Here is a 17021-nt window from a genome sequence, read left to right on the forward strand (position 1 = left end):
AGAGTTAGTTAAAATTATAATAATAGCTTGTGTTATACAATATTAACAAAAATTGAGAAATATCGGTTTTACAGCGAGATAAGATTTTTTATCTTTGCCAATTCTAATTTTTGAATATTTTGAAAAATACTGACATAGAGATTATTACATCGATTAAAGCATTGCTTGCAACTTCGAAAATGAAGCTGGTAATTATTCCGCATGAAAATCCGGATGGCGATGCTATTGGTTCGGCCCTTGGACTTGGCCAGGTACTTGCCGATTTTGGACACGAGGTTAAAGTGTTGTCGGCAAACGACTATCCCGTTTTTCTGAAATGGTTTTCGTCGGATGTTCCGGTAATTATTTACGACAAAGACAAAAAGAAAGCTAAAAGCTGGCTGAAACAGGCAGATGCAATGATCTGTGTGGATTTTAACGAAGCTTCGCGTGCCGGAAAACTGGAAAAGAAAATTCTCGAATTTGAGAGGAAAAAGGTATTGATCGATCATCATCCGTACCCAACAGATTTTTGCGATTTTATGGTTTCCGAGACTTCGTACAGCTCAACATGCGAACTGGTTTTTGATGTGCTGGCCGAAACAGGCTTCAGTTCGTACTTTTCGCAAAAAGCAGCCGAGGCTCTCTACACGGGTATTTTGACCGACACCGGTGGGTTTAGTCACAATATCTCAAAAAATACGTTTAAGGTAGTTTCGGAATTGTTGAACCACGATATTGAAACGGATAAAATCCAGTCGGCAGTATTTCATAATTTTTCAGCCGACCGAATGAAATTGCTCGGATTCTGCCTGAACGATAAAATGCAGGTTTTTCCCGAATACCGGGCTGCAGTAATAAGTATAAGTAAAGAAGAATTGAAGCGTTTTAATTTTCAGCCCGGCGATACCGAAGGGTTTGTAAATTATCCGCTGTCGATAAAAAATATTATTTTCAGCGCACTGTTTATCGAAAAAGATGAATATGTAAAAGCATCTTTTCGCTCAAAAGGAAATTTCCCTGCAAACGAATTTTCATCGAGCCATTTCAATGGTGGCGGGCATTTGAATGCTGCAGGAGGGGAGTCGGAATTAAATTTTGAAGAAACTTTATTAAAGTTCACGCAACTTTTACCCGAGTATAAGCATCAGTTGTTGGAAACAACAATTTAAAAATGTTAAAAATGAATTTGAGATTAGTTACAAGATTTTTATTGGCGATTATTATCGGAGTTACAGTTGTGTCGTGTATGGACGAATCAGAACCGTATGTTCCGCCAACAAAAGCTGAAGAAGCTGCAATGTTAGAAGTATATTTAGATACCCTCGCAAACAGGGGATTGGATATTGATACAACAGCCATGGGGGTTTATTACATTACCGATTCGATTGGAAACGGTATTTTCCCTCAGCAAGGAGATACCTGTGTAGTAAAATATACCGGAAGTTTTATGGATGGTACCATCTTCGATTCGACCTGGGATGATACCTGGGAGTTTGTTTTAGGTTACGTTGGCGAGAATGGTGAAGGAACGATTGCTGGCTGGACCGACGGAGTAAGCGTTATTGATGAAGGAGGCTCTGCATTTTTAATTATTCCATCGGAATTAGGCTATGGCGAAACCGGCGCTGGAAACATTCCGCCAAATACTACGATAGTTTTTTCGGTAGAAATGGTAGAAATAAAACCACTTAATTAAATTTGCAGCGAATTTAAGTTGAATCACACTATTTTATAGATAGAAATAATTAAAGATCAGATGAAGAAAACAGTATCATATATTTTATTGATGTTAGGGGCTGTTGCCTTTTTTGCCTGCAACGACGGAATTGATTACCAAAAAATGAGGGATGATGAATTGGCGTTGTTAGATGATTACATGGCAATTGCACACCCGGGAGCGGAACCTACGGCATCTGGTCTTTATTATTTTAATGAACCGGGTACTGGCGAAGGCGACACCATAAAAGCTGGCGATCAGGTTCAGCTATTTTATGCCACGTGGTCATTAGTTGATGGTCCTGACAGTGTTTTGGTTGACGAAACAAACGGTTATCTCGACGGACACCGATACGAACCTTATCAGGTTACTGTTGGTGCCGGAGGATCGATTCAGGGGCTTGAAGAAGCATTGACCTATATGCAGCCCGGAACACGTTCAAGTCTGGTTATCAACTCAGAGTTGGCCTATGGTCAGAGTGGTTCCGGTTATGCTATCGGAGCTTTTCAAACGGTTTTAATGGAGGTAGAAATTTATAAGGTTATTCCTTTTGAAGTTCCTACCGACGAAGAATAATCTCTCGCTCTTTGTTTGCTATGAACAGAGCACAATTATTTAAAAAATTACTGCCTGGTTTTATTCCTCTGTTTGTTTTCATCGCTGCTGATGAAATATGGGGGACTAAAATCGGGCTTTTTGTTGCTATAGGCGTAGGTGTGGCCGAAATGGCCTGGATTGCCGTTAAAGAAAAGCGATTCGAGAAATTTGTGCTTTTCGATACTTTATTGCTGGTGGTTCTGGGCGGCGTTTCCATTCTGCTCGATAACGATATTTTCTTTAAGCTGAAACCCGGGTTGATCGAATTGATCCTGGTGGCTGTTCTGGCCATTTCTGCATTCTCAAACGTAAATATAGTTGGATTGATGGGGCAACGCTACATGAAAGATGTGGAGTTTAACACCGCCCAAATGCAGCAAATGCGACAAAGCATGAAGAGCCTGTTCTTTATCTTTTTGGTGCATACTGTTTTGGTGTTCTATTCGGCCTTTTTTATGAGCAAAGAAGCCTGGGCTTTTATCAGCGGAGGTTTATTCTATATTATTTTTGGCGTTTATTTTTTATACGAGTTTCTGCGTCAGAAACAAAAACAAAAGGCACTTACAAACGAAGAGTGGGTGCCACTGGTTGACGAACAGGGAAAAGTTACCGGTCAGGCACCGCGCAGCCAGGTGCATAATGGAAGCAAATTATTACATCCGGTGGTGCATTTGCATGTAATGAATAACAACGGAAGCATCCTTATTCAAAAGCGTCCTGCCGGTAAACTTATCCAGCCCGGAAAATGGGATACAGCTGTCGGCGGTCATATTTCCGCCGGAGAGACTTTGGAACAAGCGCTTAAAAAAGAAGTTTTTGAGGAAATCGGGTTAAAAGAATTTTCAGCAAAACTGCAGAAAGTGTACAAATGGGAATCGGAAGTGGAAGCAGAATTGATTTACCTGTTTACTACCTACGATTATAAAGGTTTTGGCATCCAGTCTGACGAAGTGGAAGAACTTCGTTTCTGGACTAAAAACCAGGTGGAGAAAAACCTTGGAAAGGATGTTTTTACTCCAAATTTCGAGTTGGAGTTCCGATTACTTCAGGAGCTCAAACTAATCTGAGAAATTTTTACCCCAACAAAAAGATTACCGGTTGTTTGTGTAAATCGGGTACGCCGGCTTTTTTCCAATCCTGAATAGACTTAGTTTGAATAAATTCATTCTCGCCGGTAATATTGGCAGCTATGCAAAATAAAGTAGATGGTGAGCAACCTTTTAAAATATCGCTTACCAGTTGGTTATTTCGGTATGGTGTTTCGATAAATATTTGCGTTTGCCGGCTGCTCTTGATAGTTCTTTCCAGCGATTGTAATTCTTTTACCCGTTCCTGAGGTTTAACGGGCAAATATCCCTTAAATGCAAAATTCTGCCCGTTCATTCCTGAGGCCATTAATGCCAAAAGAATTGACGAAGGTCCAACGATCGGCACAACTTTTATTCCTTTTTTATGGGCAATTTTTACTACATCGGCACCGGGATCAGCTACACCGGGGCAACCTGCCTCGGAAAGTACTGCCACATTATGTCCTTCGTTTATGGGCATTAAAAAGCGGGGCAGATCGGCGGCATTCGTGCGTTTGTTTATCTCGTAAAATGTACACTCGTCAATATTTATCTCGCGGTTCACCTGTTTCATAAAGCGTCGTGCAGTACGAATATTTTCTACAATAAAATATTTAGTGTTGGTTAAAATCGGTTCTACCTGTGCAGGTAAAACGGTTTGCCAGTCGCCATCGGCCAAAACATTTGGTACGAGATAAAGTGTTGCCATTCGTTAAAAGATTTTTGCAAAAGTAGTGATTATACTTGTTTGACAATTGGTTTTGTTAATTTTGCCCGAAATGGCAAATCCTTCAATAAAAATAAAAGCAACTTTACTCGGAACCGGCACTTCGCAAGGAGTGCCGGTTGTGGCCTGCGACTGCGACGTTTGTACATCAACCAACAATAAAGATAAACGGCTGCGATCTTCATTACTGTTAAACATTAACGATAAAAATTTTGTGATTGACGCGGGACCTGATTTCCGCCAGCAGATGTTACGCGAAAAGGTGAAAACGCTTAGGGCAATTTTGTTGACTCACGAGCACGTCGATCATATTTTTGGTTTGGATGATATCCGGTCGTACAACTGGGTGCAAAAGAATCACATGGAGATTTATGCTGAAGAACGGGTTCAGAAAGCCATCAAACGCATTTTTAATTATGTGTTTGCCACCTTTAAATATCCGGGCATCCCGAAGATGGAATTGCACGAAGTTAATGATGTGCCGTTCGCTGTTGATGGCGTTGAGTTTGTGCCGATTCGTTGCTGGCACCATAAATTGCCGGTTTATGGTTATCGTGTGGGCGATTTAACGTACATAACCGACACGAATTTTATTGAAGACAGTGAATTGAAGAAAGTTGAAGGAACCAAAATCCTGATCATAAATTGCCTGAGAAAAGAAAAGCACTTGTCGCATTTTAACCTGGCAGAAGTTCTGGAAATTGTGGAGAAGATTAAACCTGAGCAAACTTATCTTACACACATTAGTCACGCTTTGGGACGCTACGACGATGTGATGCAAGAACTGCCGGAGAATGTTTTTCTGGCTTATGATGGATTACAACTGGAACTCTAAAGAAACATCACGAGTTCAGCAAAATTCTCAATTTTATTGGAGTTATCCAGCTCGGTATATTTTTCTAAACGATCATAAATAACCGTGTCGATTCCGAGTTCTTTGCCGGCCTGAATTTCTGATTTAATATCATCGCCAACTATCAACACTTCTTCTTTTGGTAAGTTGTATTTTTCCAAAAGCTGTCTAAAAATATCCTTTTTGGTATCGTTTGATTGTTGCAGGTCGAGAATAATAATTTCTTCGAAATCGCTACGAATGCCCAGATTATCGATTTTGCTGTGCTGCAGTTTGCTAAAACCCGACGTAACCAGAAACTTTGTTTGTGGCAGTTTTCGCGCAATTTCATAATCGGGGAAATACTGCATCGGGTCATCGTAAGTCAGGTTGATGTGTACTTCCATACATTCTTTCAGCAACTGCTCGCTAAATGAAAATGTATTGGCTACTTTCTGAAATGGAGTACGTTGTATTTCCAGTTTAATAGCTTCAAGGTCTCCTTTGTATTCGCCACTATTTTCAATAACAGCATAAAGTTTTTCAAATAACTTTTCAGCTATCGAACTAACGGGATAAATCGTATTATCAAGATCGAATATCAATACCGTTTTATTCATTATACTTCTTTTTTTGTTCGTAGCCATGGCAACGAAACAGCCGTTGCTGCAACGATATATATGATCCCTGCCAGTAAAAATGCCTTATTTAAACTCACATTGTCAGTAATCCATCCCAGCAGTGGCCCAATGCCGGCAAAAGCCATACGAATAATAAAATTCCTGACCGAAAGCATGGTTGCCCTCACTTCACTATCGGTGTAAAGGTTAATGTAATTCTTGAGGATAGGAGTGGCTAAACCGCGCACCAGATAAAAGAGGAATAGGAACACAAAACCATAGTAGGAGATAGAGATTCCTGCAAAGAAATAGCCTAATGACAGTAAAACAATAACAACTAAAACTGACCGGCGTTTACCCAAAAATAATTCAACTTTATAGGCGAAAACCGAAGAAATGCCTACACTTAAATTCAGGGCTGTCCAAAATATACCAAACAACTCTTCCGGCAAACCAATTGCTACAAAAAAGGGTTGTACCAACCAGGCAAAGGTAAGCGTGGCCGTTCCGGTAAGCGCTGATAGCAATATGGCAACTCTAAGGTTCGTGTTCGAAACCAATGAGTTTTTGATATTCGTAACCAATTTCCTGATGGAATGCACATGCTCCACTGCATGTACTTTAGGTTCGATTAGTGTAAATGCCGCAGGAATTGCCAGGGCTGCCACTCCAAACTGAAAATAGAATGGTGTTCGCAAACTAAAATAAACCAGTAAGCCACTAACCACACCCGCTATGGCTTCTGCAAAATTTCCGGCAGAGGTTATTCGCCCCTCTTCACGAGTATATTTGTCAGTTTTGTTATCGGCTTTTAAACTATCGTAAAGTAAGGCCGAATCTGCCCCCGAAATAAACGAAAGTCCTATGCCCAGTACAATTTCAGCTGCAACAAATGCCCAGAAATCATAGGAAAAACTGTAGATAAGAAAGCCAAGACTTCCTAAAATGCTTCCAAGAATAAGTGTTTTTTTGCGCCCCCATACATCGGCCATCCATCCCGAGGGGATTTCCATAACAACCACGGCAACCGAATAAATGGCTTTTAGCACAAATAATTCGTACGATCCCAGTCCGTTACTTTTATAAAAAAGCAACATAATGGGCATTACCATATTAAACCATTTCGAGATTTTTATTACGTAAAGGCGCGGTATGTTCTTACTGAAATTCGTCATTAAATCAGGCGCAAAAATAGTGTTTACATTTAACTCTGCTTAGTTTTACCGGGGAATGGAATAGTTTTTATTGGACAAAACAACAGTATTGGTGATTGAAATGTTCGGCAATTTGAATAATTTCAGATTTGGTATTTGTTATTTGCGTTTAGATTTATACTTTTGCAGCGCAAAATAAGGCTGCTCCGGTAGCTCAGTTGGATAGAGCAACTGCCTTCTAAGCAGTAGGTCATGGGTTCGAATCCCGTCCGGAGTACTAAAAAACGACTGATAATCTTTTGATTACAGTCGTTTTTTTATTTGGTAGAAATGGTCATCCCGTCTCATGTTCTCAATTAATATAATCATAATTTATCAATAAAAGGCAATGGTTGAATGTTGTATATTCTTGTAATTCAATCTATTGTTTTGTAAATTGTACTTGCTTTTTGATAATAATTTATCTACTCCTAATTATTTCTGTGATGTGCCAACCGGATTTTATTAACTAAAACCATTACATCATGACAGAAAAAAGTAAACCACAGGAATCGGATTGCAGAACCGGATTAAAACCTCTTGAAGTAATCTTTGGGATAACAATCGTAGTTATTTGGCTCGTAATTTTTATTAGCGGAATACTTATCAATTCAGAGCCATACCGAAATGTAATTACAGGTGAGGTACAAGATTTATCGCTAATTGGCAATGAGCCAAGTTTGTTTAAAGCATGGTTTGTTGTTCTTTTTTCGTACACACCATCAAACCTGTTGATGTTATGCGTATTCGCAGGAATGATTGGTGCGGTTTCGCGAATTGCCAAATTACACGTTACCAAAAATGGCGAAGTGGAAATACCAAGCGATAAAACCAGCCCGATTATGTCGGGCGTATTCCGAGGCATGTTTATTTACTTATTGATGCTTTCCGGGGTTTTGGTGTTAGACGAAGCAGCACTAACGGCTCCAACACAAGATCAGTACGCTCGTTTGGCGGGTATTGTTTCGCTTTTTTGTTTTCTGATAAGTTACGATCCAAGTCGTTTCAGAACACTTTTAGATCGGGGATTTAAAAAGATGCAGAATGATGAAAATAACAACGGAAAAAATAATGATACCTCGGATTAAATCAAGGTATTTCGTTACTGATATTTCCGGGAATTGCACTTTTCTTTAGCGCATAGCGAATAACAAAATAGCCACTTATACCGGCAATCAGCGAACCGATAAGTATTCCCAATTTTGATGAATCTTGTAAATGAACCGACTCGTAAGAGAGGTTGGAGATAAAAATGGACATCGTAAAACCGAAGCCGCCCAAACAGGATAATCCAAATATCTGTCGGAAGTCGACATTCTCTGGCAGAACGGCTATTTTAAGTTTTACCGCCAGCCAGGTAAATAAACTGATCCCGATTATTTTACCACAAACCAAACTCACAGCAATACTTATCGATAACGGAGTAAAAGCACTTTCTTCGCCAATGAAATTAATGCCCGAATTGGCAAAAGCAAATAGCGGAATAATTAAAAAGGAAACCACGGTACTTAATCGGTTTTGCAGGTGTTGCAAAGGCGACTGTATCTCGGAGGTAATCTTGTGTAAAATATTGATGGCGGTTTTATGGTTTTTAAATTCCACTACCTTTTTTCCTATCAATTGCGACAATTCATTGAGGGCATTTTTCCCTTTCGCAATTACGTCAACCAGTCTTTTTTTTCGATGCGAAGGAATGGTAAATGCAAAAAGAACTCCGGCAATGGTGGGGTGGATGCCCGACTCCAAAAACAGGAGCCAGATAGCAATACCAACAGGAATATAAATGTATCGGGAATAAAAATTTCTGACAGACAAGAGCGATAACGCAAGTAATAAAACCAGTGCAATGGCAACCAGCTGCCAGTAAATCAGCGAACTGTAGAAGAATGTGATTACCATAACCGCGCCCAGATCGTCGATAATGGCAAACGCTGCAAGAAATATGGTGAGACCAAACGGTACGCGCTTTCCGAGAATGCCTAAAATACCCAACGAAAAAGCAATATCGGTGGCCATGGTTATGCCCCAGCCATGCATACCTTCTTTGCCGTAATTCAGCAGAAAAAATATGGCAATGGGAAAGATCATTCCACCAATGGCAGCTACAATGGGCAAAATGGCTTTTCGCGCCGTGCTGAGTTCTCCGATCAGAAACTCGCGTTTTATCTCCAGCCCGATTACAAAGAAGAAAACGGTCATTAAGCCGTCGTTAATCCATTCCAGTGCCGATTTTGATATATGGAATTCGCGAAAACCGATTAGAAATTCCAGTTCTAAAAATTGTTGATAATAGGTATGCAGGTTGGTGTTGGAGACAATGAGCGCCGCAATGGCAGCCAAAAGCATACAAATGCTGCTCAGTGATTTAATCTTTATAAACCGGCGTAACGGATCAAATTTTATCTCCATCATTCATTAAGTTTTCTGTCTCCAACGTTGCCTTAATAAATTTATGAGCTTCGTTTAAATCTAATTCCATTGTATCCTATAAGAGAAACTCCATAAAACAAGAATAACGGAAATTCCTGCGGTCAATAAAATCAGTTAAGTTTTTAAGTTCATACATCAATCGTTTTATCAGAACCTTTCGTTTTTCTTGTATTTACGAGTATGCACTTGTTAGAGTTTCTAATTTATTGGAGGGGAAATTTTACGAATTTCTAGTCCGTTTATATTCTTTAAACATAAATCCTCTTATCGAAAATATTATTACATTGGCTCCCGAAGAAAACAATTAAAAACCGATCAATAATTAATCCGAAAAATGGAACTGGTTAAGTGCACGCATTGTAACGAAGACAATAAAACCAATGCCAAATACTGCCGCTATTGTGGCTACGAACTCCCAAAAGTTGAGTCCAAAGAAACCATAGAACAGCCGGTGGTTAAACAGACAAAAAATTCACCCAAAAAGAAGTTGATCGTTGCACTTGTTAGTGTGGTCGCTTTTGTAGTTGCCTTTTTTGTAGTGCAGCAATTGATGCAACGTGTTTTTAGTTTCGATAAGGTTTTAATGAAAACTGCCAGCGAATTAAACGAAGCCTGCCCCTTAATGGTTGATGCCGAAACCCGCCTCGACAATGCTGCGGCAATGCCCAATAATACTTTTCAGTACAACTATTCGCTAATGACTTTGGTAAAAGACTCGATTGATATCAGCAGTTTTGAAGCGTTCCTGAAACCGCAAATAACCAACAATATTAAAACCAATCCCGATATGGAATTATTCCGTGTTAACCAGGTAACCATGAACTACAAATATGTGGATAAGAATGGGGTATTTGTAACCAAAATTTCGGTTGGGCCTGAGCAATATAACGAGTAGGTAAAACTCGAAAAAGAAAGAATCAGCCCTCATAATTTGAAAAAGTTAACGATCGGATGCTTACATTTTTTCAATGTAAACTTTATCTAAAATCAATCCAGATAAGCTTGCATTTATCAAAAATCAATTTATATTTGCGTTAAACAAATTCGGCAAGAATGAACATTGACAAAAGAAATACTACTTCTTCTATCGCAGCAATCCGTTGCGGAGCAATGTTTATGTCGTCTATGTTTATGTCTATGCGATAGCCTTCATTCGATGGTTAATCGTTGTTTGAAGGCATTCCGTACAAGCGTTTATTACACAAACAAAATTTCAAAAAAATATTTTTATGTCGGATAATGTTATTCGATTTGGTGGAAGCCATATTGGCAACCAAATAGCATTACAAAATTTAAAAGCCTTTTTAGCAGGCAGCAACAGTCGCAATTATGTGGTGGTTTCGGCCATTCCCCAATTGCTCGAGCTTATTCAGTATAATCTGCAACAGGTATTTTTGCAAGAGCTGGATGAAGAGGAATTACTGAACGAGATTTACGGATTTTATATCGGTACAGTTGATGAACAGCCATCAGAAGTGTATTCAAACCTAGCCAAACAGTTGGTAGGTTTACTAAAAGGAATTGGGCTTATCGGTGATTATTCGCACGGTTTAAAAGACCAGGTGTTGAGTTTTGCCGAAAAATTGTCGGTTGAGATTCTGTCGTCGCTTTGGAACGAAGCAAGTATTTTACATCCTGAAGACATTGATTTTCAGGTGTCGTCCGATTTTGGAAATGCAACTTTCCTTTCGGTTGATACGGCTAAACTCAATAACCTGGAAGCTGGTGTTTACCTGATCCCCGGTACTTTTGGGATAGATGAAAACAAAAAACTGGCACGAACCGGTAAAACGGCAGCCGATTATACGGCAGCATTTCTTACCAAAGAACTCGGAATTGATACCTTAAAACTTTGGGGGCTTGATAACGATTTTCAGCGGGCGAAACCTGAGATTATCGAAAATCCCGAGATCATTAAGCGCCTCACATATTCCGAGGCCAGTGAGTTGGCATATTTCGAGCACTATTCGTTTCACCCGCGAACCGTGGAACCACTGGAGCACTCTCACATCCCGATTAAGGTGCTTAGTCCGGAAACAGCTGATGGCGAAGTTGAAACCATCATCAACACCGAGACTTACATTGAAAAGCAGATTGTAAAAAGCGTAGCCTGCACCGACGATATTTCGCTGCTAAAGCTTGATGGACCGGGCGTTGGTTTAAAACCTGGTATTCTGGCAAAAGTTACCAACCAGCTAAACGATGCCGGGCTAAACATTAAGTCGGTGATTACTTCGCAAACGTCCATCAATTTTATTCTAAGCAAAGAAAATGGTGCAAAAGCATTAAAACTCGTGCACAAATTGGGCTTTTCGGCTGTTACTGATATCAAGGTTGTGAACGACGTGGCACTGATCGGCATTGTAGGGCACGGAATGCAACAGGCTTATGGCGTGTCGGCCAAGATATTTGCTGCGGTGGCCAACAATAAAATTAATGTAATACTAAGCGGCTCCGGCGCATCCGACCTGGTAAGCTATTTGGTGGTGCAGGAATCCGACAAAGAAAAAAGTGTACGCGAAATTTATAACGCTTTTTTTCTAACCCAACAGATCCTTGAAAGAGGAGTAAGTCCCCTTTAGGGGATTTAGGGGTAACAAGTTTCTAACTCAAAAAATTATAACAACATGACTACACAAAAATTAAATTTCGAAACACTGCAGCTACATGCAGGCCAACAACCCGATTCAGCAACCAACTCGCGTGCTGTGCCTATTTACCAAACATCGTCGTACGTGTTTAACGATGCCGATCATGCGGCCAATCTGTTTGCCTTAAAAGAATTTGGCAACATTTACACACGTATCATGAATCCAACGTCGGATGTGTTCGAGCAACGCGTTGCAGCGCTCGAAGGGGGAGTGGCAGCACTTTCTGTGGCCTCGGGACACGCAGCACAGTTTATTGCATTGAATAATATCCTGGATATTGGTGACAATATTGTTTCATCGCCTTATTTGTACGGCGGAACCTACAACCAGTTTAAAGTTACTTTTAAACGACTGGGAATTGAAGCTCGTTTAACAGCAGATTTGGAAGCTGCATCGTTCGAAAAACTGATTGACGAAAATACAAAGGCCATTTACCTGGAGACCATTGGAAACCCGGGGTTTGTAATTCCTGATTTTGATGCGATTGCAGCGGTGGCCAAAAAATACGATATCCCGTTTATTGTTGACAACACTTTTGCCGGCGGTGGTTATTTGTTCCGTCCGATCGAGCACGGTGCTGACATTGTTGTAGAGTCAGCTACCAAATGGATTGGCGGCCACGGAACCAGCATTGGCGGTGTAATTGTTGACGCCGGAACTTACAACTGGGGCAATGGTAAATTCCCTGGTTTTACGGAGCCTTCAGAAGGTTATCACGGATTGAAATACTGGGATGTATTTAATTTCGACGGACCATTCGGAAACATTGCGTTCATCATAAAAGCGCGTGTTGAAGGACTGCGTGATTTTGGATCGGCAATCAGTCCGTTTAATTCATTCCTGCTTCTTCAAGGACTGGAAACACTATCGTTAAGAATGGATCGTCACGTGGAAAACACACTAGCGGTGGCCAAATGGCTTGAAGCACATCCGAAAGTGGAGAGCGTAAATTACCCGGGACTGGAAAGCAGCCCATCGTATGCCAACGCACAAAAATATTTGCCAAAAGGTGCCGGTGGCGTATTATCATTCAATGTAAAAGGTGATAAAGATACAGCGAACAATGTGGTTAATAATCTGGAGTTGGTAAGTCACCTCGCTAATGTTGGCGATGCAAAAACATTGATCATTCAGCCGGCAGCTACAACCCACCAGCAATTGTCGGAAGAAGCGCAGGCAGCAGCCGGTGTAACGCCAACTCAGTTGCGCGTGAGTGTTGGTCTGGAGCACATCGACGATATTATTGCCGACTTTGAGCAAGCTCTTGCAAAAGTATAAACAGAACAATTTACCTGCTGACTCAGGGTCAGCAGGTGAATAAATATTTTCCAACTTCGGAATGTTGGTTAATTTTGCACGAACTCAAAAAAAACGAAGCGGGAGATTGAAAAAACTGGTCCGCTTGTTTCGAAAAAAAAACGACTATAAAATGCCATTAAATATAAACGACAAATTACCGGCAATTGAAATTCTTCGCGAGGAGAATATTTTTGTAATGGATTCATCGCGGGCATCGCACCAGGATATTCGACCACTAAAAATTGTGATCTTAAATCTGATGCCGCTGAAAATATCAACTGAAACAGATTTGCTTCGTTTGTTATCCAATTCTCCTTTGCAGATTGAAATCGACTTTCTGAAAATAAAAGGGCATACGCCAAAGAACACGCCATCGGAACACATGAGTGAGTTTTACGACACTTTTGATGAACTGAAAAATAAAAAGTACGATGGTATGATCATTACCGGTGCGCCTGTTGAACAGCTCGATTTTGAGGAAGTAACCTATTGGGACGAAATGAAGGAGATCCTTGACTGGGCCGAGCACCACGTTACTTCGTCGTTGTTTATTTGCTGGGCGGCACAGGCGGCTTTGTATCATTATTACAAGGTGCCAAAATACCCGCTCGACAAAAAAATGTTTGGCGTTTTCGAGCATCGTATGTCAGACAATACCCTGCCAATTTTCAGAGGATTTGATGATGCCTTTTTTATTCCGCATTCACGTCATACCGAGATACGTAAGGAAGATGTTGAGAAAGTGGATGCGCTAAAAGTAATTTCCTGTTCGGATGATGCGGGTGTGTCGATTGTAAAAGCCAAAAACGGCCGACAGTTGTTTATCACCGGGCATTCGGAATATTCGCGCAACACACTCGATGGAGAGTATAAACGCGATGTAGCAAAAAATCTACCCATAGAAATTCCTAAAAATTACTATCAGGATAATGATCCGTCGAAAACTCCGGTTATGCGTTGGAAATCAACGGCAAATCTATTGTTCTCAAACTGGCTGAATTACTACGTTTACCAGGAAACACCGTACGATCTGGAGCAGATAAGTTAAGAACTGATCATAATTGTAATTTCTGTTTCTCTTTTTATCTTGTAACTTTGAAATACAAACATTAAAACAGAGGAATAATGAAGAATATAGCAGTAGTATTAGCCGGAAATGGTGTTTATGACGGCGCCGAAATTCACGAAGCCACATTAACTTTATTGGCCATCGCGCAACAAGGTGCGGCTTACCAGTGTTTTGCTCCCAATGTGGATCAGGCGCATGTGGTTAATCATATTTCGGGTGAAGAAATGCCGGAAACCCGCAATGTGATGGTAGAAGCTGCCCGCATTGCGCGTGGTAATATTAAGGCATTGTCGGAATACAGAGCTGCCGATTATGATGCTATTATTTTTCCCGGTGGTTTTGGTGCTGCCAAAAACCTTTGCACTTTCGCTTTTGATGGACCCGATTGTAAAGTAAATCCTGATGTCGAGAAAGCGATAAAAGCTACTGTTGAAGCAGAAAAGCCTGTTGGAGCACTGTGCATTTCTCCGGCAATAATCGCCAAAGTTTTAGGAGATGTAAAACTTACCATCGGTCAGGACAAAGGAACTGCCGATGCACTGGAAACGCTGGGGGCCACACACGTTACCACAACCCACGGCGAAATTGTGGTCGACGAGAAATACAAAGTGATTACAACTCCTTGTTATATGCTTGATGCAACTATCACACAAATTGCTGACGGCGCTTCAAATGTGGTTGCTAAAATGCTGGAGATGGCGTAATTGAGAAGAGTTTAGCTAACAAAATTGGTTTATGAGTACAATTCCCTATATCGATATTCACACACATCCGTTTCATAAAGAAATTGAAACGATAACAGTACAAAATATATTTCCGGGCGATGGATTTGCGGCTTTCAACGGGCGTAATTTTTATTCGGTCGGTCTTCATCCGTGGCACATTGGCAGTAAACAGGAAAACAACGAAGCGCTGCAAATGGTGGAGGAAGCGCTTGAATTCGATCATGTGATTTTTGTTGGAGAAGCCGGCCTCGACAAAATTAATGGCGGTGATTTTATCGAACAACTTCGGGTGTTTGAAGCGCAGGCCGTTATTGCCGAGGAGTATGAATATCCGTTGATTATTCATTGTGTGAAAGCGATGAATGAGGTAATTGCACTGCGAAAAAAAATGAATCCTGCCATGCCCTGGATCATGCACGGATACAACGGAAGCCTTGAAATAACAAAGCAACTTGAGGATAAAGGATTCCTGTTCTCGTTTGGTAAAAATCTTTTCAGAGAAGGCTCAAAAGCTGTGAAATCATTTAAATACCTTCCATTGAATAAAATATTTTTCGAAACGGATGAGTTGGATTTAAATGTCGACACCATTTACGAGCAGGCAGCCGCTTTAAAAGAAATGCCGGTTGAAGTGCTAAAAGAAGCGGTGTGGAAGAATTTCAACCAGATAGAAAATTCGCTGATACCCGGGAAAATTTAAGCACAATTTTGTTTCTTTGCCCCACGAAAATTTAGTTTTAAAGGTAATGCATTGGTTAGAACGAACTGAGTTATTATTGGGAGAAGAAAAACTGGCCAAATTGAAGAACGCAAATGTTCTGGTGGTTGGTTTAGGTGGAGTTGGAGCTTATGCGGCAGAACAATTGTGCCGAGCCGGAATTGGAAAAATGACCATTGTTGATGGCGATGTGGTGGAAGATAGTAACCGAAACCGCCAGTTACCGGCACTTATAAGTACAAAGGGGCAGCCAAAAGCAGAAATTCTGGAAAAACGTTTTATGGATATAAATCCCGAGCTGGAACTGACAATTGTAAATGAATACATTCGCGACCAGCAGACAATCGATCTTTTAAATAGTGCGCCTTTTGATTATGTTGTTGATGCCATCGATACACTTTCGCCTAAAGTGTTTTTGGTTTATCATGCACTGCAGCTAAAGCTTCGTGTAATTAGTTCGATGGGGGCCGGAGGTAAAATGGATCCGTCGAAAATTGAGATCACCGACATCAAAAAATCCTACAATTGCAAACTGGCTAAAATGATGCGTAAACGGTTAGGGCGTCTCGGAGTTAAAAAGGGAGTAAAAGTGGTATTTTCTTCAGAAGAAATCGACGAAACTGCCGTTCGCATTGAGGAAGGCCGGAATAAAAAATCGACTGTAGGAACCATTTCGTACATGCCGCCGCTGTTTGGAGGCTTCATTGCCAGCGCGGTAATTCGCGATCTGATTGCGGAATAAACGTATGTTTAAGAAATATGTTAATTTTAGTTTGTTAGTTCGAATAAAGGATTACCTTTGGGCTGTTAATTTTTAGAAAAGTCTGGCAATTAGCATTTTGGTCTTTTTTTATTGATATTTAGTAAACCGGACAGTTTATCTCTCTTGTGTTTTTCCCGACGTTATTTCAATCGTAAATAAAGCTTCTTTTATATTGTATTAAAGTAACACCAGGACGTGATACATTTTGATTGGTTCTTCTGGTGATCAGTAAGATGGATATATTAACTTTAAATTATAGTATAAAATGAACATTTACATTGGAAATTTGCCCTTCAATTTGGGCGAAGAAGATTTGAGAGAAATTTTTGAAGAGTATGGTGAAGTTGCTTCAGCTAAAATTATCATGGATAAATTTACTGGAAGAAGCAAAGGTTTCGGTTTCGTTGAAATGGAAGACGATGCAGAAGCTAACAAAGCTATCGAAGAATTGAACAACGCTGAGGTTGCAGGTCGTAACATCAAAGTTAACGAATCAAAACCTCGCGAAAACAATAACCGTGGTGGCGGTGGTTACAACCGTGGTGGCGGTGGTGGTTACGGACGTCGTGACCGTTACTAGGATCAGAAAAGAATTTTTTGATAATATAGAAAAGGGGTTCAATTTATTGAA

General features: G+C 40.5%; 18 protein-coding genes and 1 tRNA gene. 15 read left to right on the forward strand and 4 right to left on the reverse strand.

Annotation, left to right across the window (positions count from 1 at the left end; all coding sequences use genetic code 11):
* Positions 1 to 119: 119 nt before the first annotated feature.
* The 4 genes from QZ576_RS01565 to QZ576_RS01580 are packed head-to-tail and all read left to right on the forward strand — an operon-like array spanning position 120 to position 3363.
* Positions 120 to 1151, forward strand: a complete 1032-nt coding sequence (locus QZ576_RS01565) for a bifunctional oligoribonuclease/PAP phosphatase NrnA (RefSeq protein ID WP_297093635.1) — start codon at positions 120 to 122, stop codon at positions 1149 to 1151.
* An 11-nt stretch (positions 1152 to 1162) separates the two neighbouring features.
* Positions 1163 to 1678: an FKBP-type peptidyl-prolyl cis-trans isomerase gene (locus tag QZ576_RS01570; RefSeq protein WP_297093636.1), complete on the forward strand. Its 516-nt coding sequence runs from the start codon at positions 1163 to 1165 to the stop codon at positions 1676 to 1678.
* A gap of 60 nt (positions 1679 to 1738) precedes the next feature.
* On the forward strand, positions 1739 to 2275 hold the full coding sequence (locus QZ576_RS01575; RefSeq protein ID WP_297093637.1) for an FKBP-type peptidyl-prolyl cis-trans isomerase: 537 nt from the start codon (positions 1739 to 1741) through the stop codon (positions 2273 to 2275).
* A 20-nt stretch (positions 2276 to 2295) separates the two neighbouring features.
* Positions 2296 to 3363, forward strand: a complete 1068-nt coding sequence (locus QZ576_RS01580) for an NUDIX domain-containing protein (RefSeq protein ID WP_297093638.1) — start codon at positions 2296 to 2298, stop codon at positions 3361 to 3363.
* Positions 3364 to 3370: 7 nt separating this feature from the next.
* Here the strand turns inward: QZ576_RS01580 and QZ576_RS01585 are convergent, their stop codons facing one another.
* Complete coding sequence (locus QZ576_RS01585; RefSeq protein ID WP_297093639.1) at positions 3371 to 4072, reverse strand: SAM-dependent methyltransferase; 702 nt, start codon at positions 4070 to 4072, stop codon at positions 3371 to 3373.
* A 70-nt stretch (positions 4073 to 4142) separates the two neighbouring features.
* Between QZ576_RS01585 and QZ576_RS01590 the strand changes: the two genes are divergently transcribed.
* The gene (locus tag QZ576_RS01590; RefSeq protein WP_297093640.1) at positions 4143 to 4925 is read left to right on the forward strand and encodes an MBL fold metallo-hydrolase; all 783 of its coding nucleotides are present in this window, start codon (positions 4143 to 4145) and stop codon (positions 4923 to 4925) included.
* On the opposite strand, the gene QZ576_RS01595 is transcribed toward QZ576_RS01590, so the two are convergent.
* The gene (locus QZ576_RS01595) at positions 4922 to 5542 is read right to left on the reverse strand and encodes an HAD family hydrolase (RefSeq protein ID WP_297093641.1); all 621 of its coding nucleotides are present in this window, start codon (positions 5540 to 5542) and stop codon (positions 4922 to 4924) included. The genes QZ576_RS01590 and QZ576_RS01595 overlap by 4 nt on opposite strands.
* Positions 5542 to 6717 carry an MFS transporter gene (locus QZ576_RS01600; RefSeq protein ID WP_297093642.1) on the reverse strand — a complete coding sequence of 392 codons (1176 nt, stop codon included), beginning with the start codon at positions 6715 to 6717 and terminating at the stop codon, positions 5542 to 5544. The genes QZ576_RS01595 and QZ576_RS01600 overlap by 1 nt, the downstream gene beginning before the upstream one ends.
* A 182-nt stretch (positions 6718 to 6899) precedes the next feature.
* On the opposite strand from QZ576_RS01600, the gene QZ576_RS01605 reads away from it, so the two are divergent.
* Positions 6900 to 6973: transfer RNA gene (locus QZ576_RS01605), tRNA-Arg, on the forward strand.
* A gap of 247 nt (positions 6974 to 7220) precedes the next feature.
* Positions 7221 to 7823: a hypothetical protein gene (locus QZ576_RS01610; RefSeq protein ID WP_297093643.1), complete on the forward strand. Its 603-nt coding sequence runs from the start codon at positions 7221 to 7223 to the stop codon at positions 7821 to 7823.
* Position 7824: 1 nt separating this feature from the next.
* On the opposite strand, the gene nhaA is transcribed toward QZ576_RS01610, so the two are convergent.
* Entirely contained in the window at positions 7825 to 9147 is a 1323-nt protein-coding gene (gene nhaA / locus QZ576_RS01615; RefSeq protein WP_297093644.1) for a Na+/H+ antiporter NhaA, read from the reverse strand.
* A 352-nt stretch (positions 9148 to 9499) separates the two neighbouring features.
* On the opposite strand from nhaA, the gene QZ576_RS01620 reads away from it, so the two are divergent.
* The 8 genes from QZ576_RS01620 (at position 9500) to QZ576_RS01655 (ending at position 16970) form a co-directional block, all read left to right on the forward strand.
* On the forward strand, positions 9500 to 10060 hold the full coding sequence (locus QZ576_RS01620) for a zinc ribbon domain-containing protein (RefSeq protein ID WP_297093645.1): 561 nt from the start codon (positions 9500 to 9502) through the stop codon (positions 10058 to 10060).
* 334 nt (positions 10061 to 10394) lie between these two features.
* Positions 10395 to 11747, forward strand: a complete 1353-nt coding sequence (locus QZ576_RS01625) for an ACT domain-containing protein (RefSeq protein WP_297093646.1) — start codon at positions 10395 to 10397, stop codon at positions 11745 to 11747.
* Between the two features lie 45 nt (positions 11748 to 11792).
* Positions 11793 to 13094 (forward strand): O-acetylhomoserine aminocarboxypropyltransferase/cysteine synthase family protein, encoded by a 1302-nt coding sequence (locus tag QZ576_RS01630; RefSeq protein WP_297093647.1) that lies wholly within the window; start codon positions 11793 to 11795, stop codon positions 13092 to 13094.
* A 151-nt stretch (positions 13095 to 13245) separates the two neighbouring features.
* Positions 13246 to 14163 (forward strand): homoserine O-succinyltransferase, encoded by a 918-nt coding sequence (gene metA, locus QZ576_RS01635; RefSeq protein ID WP_297093648.1) that lies wholly within the window; start codon positions 13246 to 13248, stop codon positions 14161 to 14163.
* 77 nt (positions 14164 to 14240) lie between these two features.
* Positions 14241 to 14888: an isoprenoid biosynthesis glyoxalase ElbB gene (elbB, locus tag QZ576_RS01640; protein WP_297093649.1), complete on the forward strand. Its 648-nt coding sequence runs from the start codon at positions 14241 to 14243 to the stop codon at positions 14886 to 14888.
* A gap of 31 nt (positions 14889 to 14919) precedes the next feature.
* Entirely contained in the window at positions 14920 to 15609 is a 690-nt protein-coding gene (locus tag QZ576_RS01645; protein ID WP_297093650.1) for a TatD family hydrolase, read from the forward strand.
* A 46-nt stretch (positions 15610 to 15655) separates the two neighbouring features.
* Positions 15656 to 16369 carry a tRNA threonylcarbamoyladenosine dehydratase gene (locus QZ576_RS01650; protein ID WP_297093651.1) on the forward strand — a complete coding sequence of 238 codons (714 nt, stop codon included), beginning with the start codon at positions 15656 to 15658 and terminating at the stop codon, positions 16367 to 16369.
* A gap of 286 nt (positions 16370 to 16655) precedes the next feature.
* Positions 16656 to 16970, forward strand: a complete 315-nt coding sequence (locus QZ576_RS01655; RefSeq protein WP_297093652.1) for an RNA-binding protein — start codon at positions 16656 to 16658, stop codon at positions 16968 to 16970.
* The last annotated feature ends 51 nt before the right edge of the window (positions 16971 to 17021 follow it).

It is taken from the genome of uncultured Draconibacterium sp., from assembly GCF_913060805.1.
In the GTDB taxonomy this organism is placed as follows: domain Bacteria; phylum Bacteroidota; class Bacteroidia; order Bacteroidales; family Prolixibacteraceae; genus Draconibacterium.